The sequence below is a fragment of the Chryseobacterium sp. 2VB genome (assembly GCF_005503635.1).
Taxonomy (GTDB): Bacteria; Bacteroidota; Bacteroidia; order Flavobacteriales; family Weeksellaceae; genus Chryseobacterium; species Chryseobacterium cupriresistens.
Genome location: NZ_SCNC01000004.1, coordinates 258,690 through 268,421, shown reverse-complemented (window position 1 = coordinate 268,421; position 9,732 = coordinate 258,690). Strand labels below are relative to the sequence as shown.

The following is a 9,732-nucleotide window of genomic DNA, read 5'->3' as shown; positions in this document are numbered from 1 at the left end:
GGAGGATGGATGAATACGGTAAAAGTAGTTTTAGGATTCGTAGAACTGGCATTGGCATTGAAATTCTTGTCTAAAGCTGATCTTGTATCCAAAACATTCTTCTTAAAAAGAGAGCTTTTCATTGCCATCTGGATTATTATTGCATTAGGATTGGCATTATACTTATTAGGATTCATCAGATTCCCGCATGATGATAAAAAGCCTAAAATCTCCATAACAAGGAAGATATTGGGAGTATTGGGAATTGGTTTTGTGATTTACCTGGTTCAGGGGTTAATTCCATCTGACCGTCCTAAAATTCAGTTATTAAGCGGAATCTTACCTCCTCTGAATGTGAGCTATTTCCATGATGAAAAAGACGGGATTTTAGGAATGCATCCGGAGCACGACTTCTTCAAAGCTGTGGAACTGGCCAAAAAAGAGGATAAACCCATCCTGATCGACTTTACAGGATACGGTTGTGAAAACTGTAGAAAAATGGAGGAATTTGTTTGGAGCGAACCGGATATCTTACCGATTCTTCAGAACGATGTAGTACTGGCTTCTCTCTATGTAGACGACAAAGAAGAACTTCCTGAGGATCAGAAAACCAAAATTAACCTGGGTGACGGACAGATCAAAAAGGTAAAAACAATTGGAGACAGATGGAGTTTATTCCAGCAAGTGAACTTTAACAACAACTCTCAGCCTCACTATGTTTTAATTACTCCGGACGGCAAAGTAATCAACACGCCTGTTTCAGGATATATGCCTAAAGAGGATTTCAAAAAATTCCTTGAATGCGGGGTAAATTATTATGCCCACTGATAAAATTCATTTTTAAATAGCCTTAGCTTAAGATATCTGCATCTAAGTTAAGGCTATCATTTAATATTAGTTCTTTATTTCGAGTTCGATCACATATCCCTCATGTCCTCTTACATTGATAAAGTTCCCTCCTTCAAATCCCAGATACTGTCCTTTAATTCCGGTAAGCCTTCCTGTAAATTCAGGTTTTTTATCCAAAGTAAATGAAGAAACTTTTTCCGGTTTTTCAAAAGGATAATCAAACATCCACAGCTCTTCACCATCGCTGTAAAATTTCTGGAAATCGTCAGGAAAATATTCTTTTATCTTTTGTCGGAAATCGGCAAGGTCTACTTCTCCTTCAAAATCATCCTGCAGCATCTTTCTCCAATTGGTTTTATCTGCCAGATGTTCTTTTAAAGCTACTTCTATCATTCCTGCTTCATAACGGTTTTCCGTTCTTGCGATAGGCAATGCAAAAGTTGCACCCTGATCAATCCATCTTGTAGGAATCTGTGTATTTCTGGTTACGCCTACTTTTACATCTCCTGTATAGGCCAGATAAACAGTGTGTGGCTGCAGCTGAATCTGTTTTTCGATCTCAAGATCGCGTTCCGCAATATCTAAATGTGCTGTAGAAAGTTCCGGGCGGATAATGGTATCGCTTGCATAAGGGCTTTCAAAAAAACAATTTTTGCAGAATCCCATTCTGTAAATTGGTTTATTTTCACCACAATTTACACACTGGAATCCTGTATGTTTTATGCTTAACTCCTTTCCAAACAGCTCATTCATGTGGATCAGATCCCCGGAAAGATTGAGATAGTATTGGATTGGCTTAGCATCGTAGCTTGTCATCTTTAAAATTTGCCCTTGAAACTGCATAATGATGTTTTTAAGTATAAGTAAATATAGAAATTTTATTTGATCTTTTTTTGCAATTTAATCTCATCCAGCTCCTTTTTTAGAGCATTTATCTGGCTTTGAAGTTTTTGCAATTCCGGATTATTTATATTTTTTGACTGAGGTGAATACTGCCATATCAGATGAATATCCTTCACTAATTCATTATGTTCATCCAGTCTTTTTTTACTGATGGTAACACTGTCGTTCAAAAGGGTGATCCTTAAAAAATTCTGTGTTTTTTCTTTAAATGACTCATGATTAATAATAGCCAGCTCAGGATGGCTTTCCTTAATAATTCTGATATATTTTTCCGACCTCTCTTTCAATGTTTCATTCTCCCATTTCTTTTTGGTAAGCAATATACTCGGAATCAAAATAATAACGGAAAGTAAGCTTATCCATACAGAAACTTTACGATTATTGCTGTTTTTTTCTCTGTAATACTTCTGATATCCTAACACGAGGCTTAATACCCAGGTTCCCACCGCTATAAAAAAACAATTGATAAGATAAAAATAAAAGCCTCCCCAAAAATATTCCCAGTTTCCATTAGCAATACCAAATCCTGCTGTGCACAAAGGAGGTATACATGCTGTAGAAACTGCCACCCCCGCGATAACTTTGATTGCTTCTTTCCTTACGATCCCCAGAAACCATGCAAGTCCTCCAAGCAGGGCTAAAAAACAGTCAAAAATCGTTGCCGTTTTAAAGCTTTCAAGCTGTGAAGTTTCTGAATGAAAAGGAGAAACCAGAAAATATAATGTGGAAGAACAAATGGCCACTACAATCATCAAAAGCCAGTTATAAACACCAAGCTTTATAAGCCTCCTGTTTCCTATAGAAAACCCAAATGCAATTCCAACAACAGGTCCCATCAATGGAGAAATAAGCATTGCACCAATTACCGCAGCCGGGCTATTAACATTTAACCCAATACAAGCAATACCCATGGAAATTACCAGAAGCCAGAGATTATGACCGCGGAAATAAATACCTTCCTCTATCTCGCCAAATGTAAATTCTTCATCTTCTTCCTTGGGAAGTACAAATAACTTTTGAAGATTTATCATTGATTTATATTTTCAGACAAAAGTATAAAAACGTCATTCAAGTTTTATTAATAAATTTGTCTATTAAAATCAACAAATGAATTATCTTGTAACCGGAGGAAGCGGCTTTATTGGTTCCCATCTAATAGAGAAATTATTAAAAAATGGACATTCTGTCATAAACATTGACAATTTTGATAATTTCTATGACTATCAGGTAAAAATTAAAAATACTTTAGAGTCAATCGGTAAAAATTCGGATTTTGAATTCTCGGATAAAGAGACGGATATTCCGCGTTTGGTTTCCCTCACCCATTCTGACCAATATTCCCTCTATTGGCAGGATATCAGGGACCTAAAAGGTCTTGAAAACATCTTTAAGAATCATCATATTGACATGGTGATCCATCTTGCTGCACTTGCCGGTGTTCGCCCTTCTATTGAACGTCCTCTGGAGTACGAAGAAGTGAATGTACGGGGTACTATGAATCTTTGGGAACTGTGTAAGGATTTCCATATTAAAAAATTCATCTGTGCATCTTCGTCAAGTGTTTATGGAAACAATGAAAAAATTCCCTTTGCGGAAACAGATAATGTAGACAATCCTATCTCTCCGTATGCTGCTACCAAGAAAAGCGGAGAAATTATAGGACATGTTTACCATAATCTATACCATATAGATATGATCCAGCTCAGGTTTTTTACAGTATATGGACCAAGACAGAGACCTGACCTTGCCATACACAAGTTCACAAAGCTTATTTCGGAAAATCAGGAAATCCCTTTCTATGGTGACGGAAATACGGCCAGAGACTATACTTATATAGATGATATCATTGATGGAATTACCAAATCTATTCTTTATCTGGAAAACAATTCAGGAATTTATGAAATTGTGAATCTGGGTGAAAACCAGGTAATCACTTTGTCTGCAATGGTGGCTACTATTGAAAAGGCATTGGGAAAATCTGCCATCAAAAAAATTCTGCCAATGCAGCCGGGAGATGTCACAAAAACGAATGCCGATATTACAAAAGCAAAGGATTTAATAGGGTATAATCCGGCCACAGACTTCCAAAATGGCATAAAAAAATTTGTGGAATGGTTTTTGAGAAAACGACAATAAGTAAATGGCTGACATAGCTGCCAGTTAGTTTGTGACAGACATTTATAAGAAAAAATTATAAAAAGAATTGAAAATCAAGTATAAAAAAGTTTATTATACAACCTATTTTTATACTTTTGCAAAAAATTAGAAAATTATGTACTGGACATTAGAATTAGCTTCATATCTAAGTGACGCACCTTGGCCAATGACAAAAGCAGAGCTTATTGACTACGCAATCAGAACTGGTGCACCAATGGAAGTAGTAGAAAACCTTCAGGCTATTGAGGATGAAGGAGAAATTTATGAATCTATCGAAGAAGTATGGAGTGACTATCCTACTGACGAGGATTTCCTTTGGAACGAGGACGAATATTAATAAAGCGATAAGCTTTAGGCTGCGTGCTTAGAGCTTTTTTGCCCTTTTTATATATAATTTACACGATAAGTGTTATTTAAAACGCTTAAAGCATTTTGCATTAAGCATAAAGCAAAAAATTTATGAGTTTTTTAAACAAAGTTCTTAAAGGGTTTTTGGGAGACAAAAAAGCGCAGGACCTAAAAGAAGTAAAAAAAGTTGTAACAAAAATCAGAGCTGTAGAACCTAACATCCAACAATTGTCAGATGATGGGTTGAGACAAAAGACGGCTGAGTTTAAAGAGAATATAAAATCTGCAACCAGCAAGATCACCGCTCAAATAGAACAGATAAAAGAGCAGATAAAAAATTCAACCAACGTTGATGAAAAAGAAGCTCTTTTCTCAAAAATTGAGTCTTTAAAGAAAGAATCTTACGAAATTGAAGAAAAAGTTCTGGTTCAGATTCTTCCCGAAGCTTTTGCATTGATCAAAGAAACGGCAAGAAGATGGGCTCAGAATGGAGAAATCCGTGTAACGGCTAGTGACTGGGACAGAGAACTGGCTGCTGCGGGAAAAGATTTCGTCAGCATTGAGGGAGACACAGCTGTTTGGAAAAACTCATGGGACGCTGCCGGAACTCCTGTAGTTTGGGATATGGTCCACTATGATGTTCAGTTTATCGGAGGGATTATTCTTCACAGTGGTAAAATTGCCGAAATGGCAACCGGTGAAGGTAAAACTTTGGTAGGAACATTACCTATTTATTTAAATTCACTTCCTGAAAGAGGGGTACACGTTGTAACCGTGAACGATTATCTTGCAAAAAGAGACTCGGCATGGATGGGACCTCTTTATCAGTTCCACGGTATGTCTATCGATTGTATTGATAACCACCAACCGAACTCGGACGGAAGAAGAAAAGCATACAACTCGGATATTACCTATGGAACGAATAACGAATTCGGTTTCGATTATCTGAGAGACAACATGGTGACATCACCTTCAGAACTGGTACAAAGAGAACTTAACTTTGCTATCGTAGATGAGGTGGACTCTGTATTGGTAGATGACGCCAGAACACCATTGATCATTTCAGGTCCGGTTCCTCAGGGAGACAGACAGGAGTTTGATGTTCTTAAGCCTTCTATCGACAGAATTGTTGAAGTACAAAAGAAAACCGTTTCCGCTATTTTCAATGAAGCGAAGAAATTAATCGCTGCAGGAAATACAAAAGAAGGTGGTTTCAAATTACTTCAGGCATACAGAGGTCTTCCAAAAAACAGACAATTAATCAAATTCTTATCGGAAAGCGGAAACAGAGCATTGCTTCAGAAAGTTGAAGCACAATACATGCAGGACAACAACCGTGATATGCCGATTGTAGATAAAGATCTTTACTTCGTAATCGAGGAGAAAAACAATCAGGTTGATCTTACAGACAAAGGTGTTGAATACATGTCTCAAGGTAACTCTGATCCTAACTTCTTCGTACTTCCGGATATCGGAACTGAGATTGCTGAAGTAGAAGCTAAAAATCTTCCCAAAGAAGAAGAGTTCGAAGCTAAAGAAAAACTTTTCGCTGAATTTGCTGAAAAATCTGAGCGTGTTCACACCATGAGCCAGCTATTGAAAGCTTACACGTTATTTGAAAAAGATGATGAGTATGTGGTGATTGATGGTGAAGTAAAAATCGTTGATGAGCAGACAGGTCGTATCATGGAGGGACGTCGTTATTCAGACGGTCTTCACCAGGCAATTGAAGCGAAAGAGAATGTAAAAATTGAGGCAGCTACTCAAACTTTTGCAACCATCACGCTTCAGAACTATTTCCGTATGTACAACAAGCTTGCGGGGATGACAGGTACTGCTGAAACCGAAGCTGGAGAACTTTGGGAAATCTACAAATTAGACGTTGTGGTAATTCCTACCAACCGTCCTATTTTAAGACATGACAAACAAGACCTGGTTTTCAAAACGAATAGAGAAAAATATAATGCTGTCATCGAAGAAATTGAAAAATTAACAGCACAGAAAAGACCTGTACTTGTAGGTACTACTTCTGTTGAAATTTCTCAATTACTATCAAAAGCACTTCAATTAAGAAAGATCCCACACCAGGTATTGAACGCAAAGCTTCACAAAAAAGAAGCGGAAATTGTAGCTGGAGCAGGACAGCCGGGAGTTGTAACCATTGCAACCAACATGGCAGGACGTGGTACGGATATCAAGCTTTCTAAGGAAGTAAAAGATGCGGGAGGTTTAGCGATTATCGGTACTGAAAGACACGATTCAAGACGTGTTGACAGACAGTTGAGAGGTAGAGCGGGACGTCAGGGAGATCCGGGAAGTTCTCAGTTCTACGTATCTCTTGAAGATAACTTAATGCGTTTGTTCGGTTCTGAAAGAATTGCTAAAATGATGGACAGAATGGGGCATAAAGAGGGTGAAGTAATTCAGCACTCTATGATCAGTAAGTCTATTGAAAGAGCTCAGAAGAAAGTGGAAGAAAATAACTTCGGAACAAGAAAAAGGCTTCTTGAGTACGATGATGTTATGAATAAGCAGCGTGACGTAATCTACAAGAGAAGAAAGAATGCTCTTTTCGGAGACCACTTGAAGTATGACATCACCAATATGATTTTTGATGTAGCTAATTCTATCGTTGCGAAAGGGAAAGCTTCAGGAAATTATAAAGATTTTGAATACGAAATCATTAAAACATTCACAATGGAATCTCCGGTTTCTCAAAGTGATTTTAATAATAAAAACGTTCAGGATCTGACGAATATCTTATTCAAAGCAGCTCAGGAAGACTACAAAATGAAGCTGAACCTATTGAAAGAAAAATCATTCCCAATCATTGAGAATGTATACCAAAATCAAGGTTCAATGTTCAAAATGATCCAGGTTCCATTCACAGACGGACACAAAACAATGACAATTGTAGCTGATCTTAAAGAAGCTTACGATACTCAGTGTGAAAGTTTAGTGAACGATTTTGAAAAGAATATCACTTTATCAATTATCGATGAAAACTGGAAGCTTCACCTTCGTGAGATGGACGACTTAAGAAGATCTTCACAAGGAGCTGTTTACGAGCAGAAAGATCCATTGGTAATTTACAAGCAGGAATCTTTCCACTTATTCAGTGAAATGATCGATAAATTAAACAAAGAAATTATTTCTTTCTTATATAAAGGCGAAATTCCGGCTTAAGAAAAATTTAATAATATCATCTAAAAACCGCTCTGGCATTGGCCATAGCGGTTTTTTGTTATTCAGTATATAATAATTTTATGATAAATATCAATATTATTATTTATTTAGAACAGTTAAAAATAATATATTTGCAGAAAATTTGAGTTTCATGAAAAATGTACTGATCTGTGCTTCCGCACTGGGAACAATATTGGTTTCTGCGCAAAAAAAAGACACCATCAAATCCAATGACATTGAAGAAGTAGTTGTTAACGGAAGATATTATCAGAAGTACAAGCTGAATGAGGTTTCAGGTTCACTGAGAATTCAGACGCCTATTCTTGAGCTGCCACAAAATGTACAGTCTGTAAGTTCACAGGTTCTTGCTGATCAGATGACTCTAAATATGTCTGAAGGAATAGTCCGTAACGTAAGTGGGGCAAGAAAAGTAGAACACTGGGATAATGTATATTCCAATGTTTTCATGAGAGGAGCAGGTATTGCTACTTTCATGAACGGGATGAATGTTTCTTCTACTTGGGGACCCATCAATCCTGACGCATCTATCATAGACAGAATAGAGTTTGTAAAAGGTCCTGCCGGATTTATGGGATCTATGGGAGATCCTGCCGGATTTTATAATGTAGTAACTAAAAAACCTACAGGAAAGTTTGCCAACAGTGTGCGTTTCACAACGGGAAGCTATAATCTTTTCAGAGGAGAAGCTGATCTGGATGGAGTTCTTGTAAAAGACGGGGTTTTAGACTACCGTATCAATTTGATGGGAAGCTCTAATAAATCCTGGGTGGAAAATGACAAAACAAACAAATTCATTGTTGCCCCTTCCATTACTTTCAGACCTACAAAGACGACTACATTTACAGCACAATACAATTATCAGTATTTAAAATTCAACCAGCCGGGAGCTTATCTGATGTCAAATGACGGATACGCTTCACTGAATGTACATACCAACTTTAATGATCCGAACTTCAAGAAAACTGAAGTAAAAGATCAGAGTTTATTTTTAAGTTTAGACCAAAAACTTTTCAAAGATTGGGTTTGGAGCACACAATATGCTTATATGGACCTGAATTACGACGGAGGTTCTTGGTGGGGAACTTTTGATGCGAACAATAAGAATGTTTTCAACAGAACCTTAAGCAACTGGCAGGCAAAAGGAAAAAATCACATTTTCCAAACCTATGTAAGAGGTAAGCTTAACACAGGAAACATTGTACATAAAATAATTGCAGGATTCGATTATGGAGACAGAAAGTATAATGCAGACTTTTCATCTTTTGCCGGAGGTCCTTTCCCTATTAATATTTATAATGTAAATTATGGAGTAGATCCTTCAAAACTTCCTTCTTCTGACTTTTATAGCTTAAACACTTCTGCTCCGTTTTATAACGATCAGGGGGTAAAATATACTTCATATTATGCTCAGGATCAGATTGAAATGTTTAATAATAAATTGAGATTAACATTAGCAGGAAGGTATACCAGCGGTAAAACCTATTCTGCATACCCTAATCTGAGCCCTGGAACTCCTGTTGTACCAGATACAGCGGGTGAATTTACCCCAAGAGTTGGAGTGAGTTATTCTATTAATGAAAACTTTTCTGCTTACGGAATCTATGATAAGACTTTTGTACCACAATCCGGAACAGGAATTCATCAGACCCTGATTACAGATCCTTTCAGAGGTCAGAATATTGAATTTGGATTGAAGAAAGACTGGTTCGGTGGAAAATGGAACTCTACCTTCGCAGTATACGAAATCAGAAGACAAAATATTCTTGTAGCAGGAAACGCTAATGAAAACGGTGGAGTTGCTTTTCAGATTCCAACCGGAGAACAAAGAGCAAGAGGTTTTGAAACAGATATCAAAGGAGAAATCATCAAAGGATTGAACATCATTGTAAACTATGCCTACACTGATGCAAAAACCATCAAAGACACAGATCCTGCAAGAATTGGAGTTCAGTCTCCAGGAAATGCAAAAAATGTTCAGAATACCTGGATCAACTATAGATTCCAGAATGGTGTTTTAAATGGTTTCGGTATTTCTGCAGGATATCAATATCAGGGAGGAAGACAATCCTGGTATGGGGTAAGTGCCACAAAAGATCAGAGTCTTCCTGATTATTTTGATACCAACTTCGGCGTTTCTTATGTTGCTAAAAAATTCGATATTAACTTTATGTTGAACAATGTTCTTAACAGAAAGCTTTACAGCGGATATAGAGGTGATGGAGGAGAATATGCCTGGATCTACAATGCTCCGCGTAACTGGAGAGTATCAATAGGATATAAATTTTAAAA

7 protein-coding genes are annotated in these 9,732 nt (G+C 37.1%); 5 read left to right on the top strand and 2 right to left on the bottom strand.

The genetic code is table 11. From position 1 onward, the window contains the following. The coding region (locus FFS26_RS06680; protein WP_137904605.1) for a thioredoxin family protein at positions 1–807 on the top strand (807 nt) is incomplete at its 5' end. 66 nt (positions 808–873) lie between these two features. Here the strand turns inward: FFS26_RS06680 and FFS26_RS06675 are convergent. Both FFS26_RS06675 and FFS26_RS06670 read right to left on the bottom strand, forming a co-directional pair. Beyond that, positions 874–1,671 carry a DUF2797 domain-containing protein gene (locus FFS26_RS06675; protein ID WP_137904604.1) on the bottom strand — a complete coding sequence of 266 codons (798 nt, stop codon included), beginning with the start codon at positions 1,669–1,671 and terminating at the stop codon, positions 874–876. Between the two features lie 35 nt (positions 1,672–1,706). Further along, entirely contained in the window at positions 1,707–2,762 is a 1,056-nt protein-coding gene (locus tag FFS26_RS06670) for a DUF389 domain-containing protein (protein WP_110011269.1), read from the bottom strand. A gap of 76 nt (positions 2,763–2,838) precedes the next feature. On the opposite strand from FFS26_RS06670, the gene FFS26_RS06665 reads away from it, so the two are divergent. The 4 genes from FFS26_RS06665 (at position 2,839) to FFS26_RS06650 (ending at position 9,730) form a co-directional block, all read left to right on the top strand. Beyond that, positions 2,839–3,867 carry a GDP-mannose 4,6-dehydratase gene (locus tag FFS26_RS06665; RefSeq protein ID WP_110011270.1) on the top strand — a complete coding sequence of 343 codons (1,029 nt, stop codon included), beginning with the start codon at positions 2,839–2,841 and terminating at the stop codon, positions 3,865–3,867. Between the two features lie 136 nt (positions 3,868–4,003). Continuing rightward, on the top strand, positions 4,004–4,225 hold the full coding sequence (locus FFS26_RS06660; RefSeq protein WP_002662059.1) for a DUF2795 domain-containing protein: 222 nt from the start codon (positions 4,004–4,006) through the stop codon (positions 4,223–4,225). Between the two features lie 122 nt (positions 4,226–4,347). Continuing rightward, positions 4,348–7,422 carry a preprotein translocase subunit SecA gene (secA, locus tag FFS26_RS06655; protein WP_110011271.1) on the top strand — a complete coding sequence of 1,025 codons (3,075 nt, stop codon included), beginning with the start codon at positions 4,348–4,350 and terminating at the stop codon, positions 7,420–7,422. Positions 7,423–7,573: 151 nt separating this feature from the next. Continuing rightward, positions 7,574–9,730 carry a TonB-dependent siderophore receptor gene (locus tag FFS26_RS06650; RefSeq protein ID WP_110011272.1) on the top strand — a complete coding sequence of 719 codons (2,157 nt, stop codon included), beginning with the start codon at positions 7,574–7,576 and terminating at the stop codon, positions 9,728–9,730. The last annotated feature ends 2 nt before the right edge of the window (positions 9,731–9,732 follow it).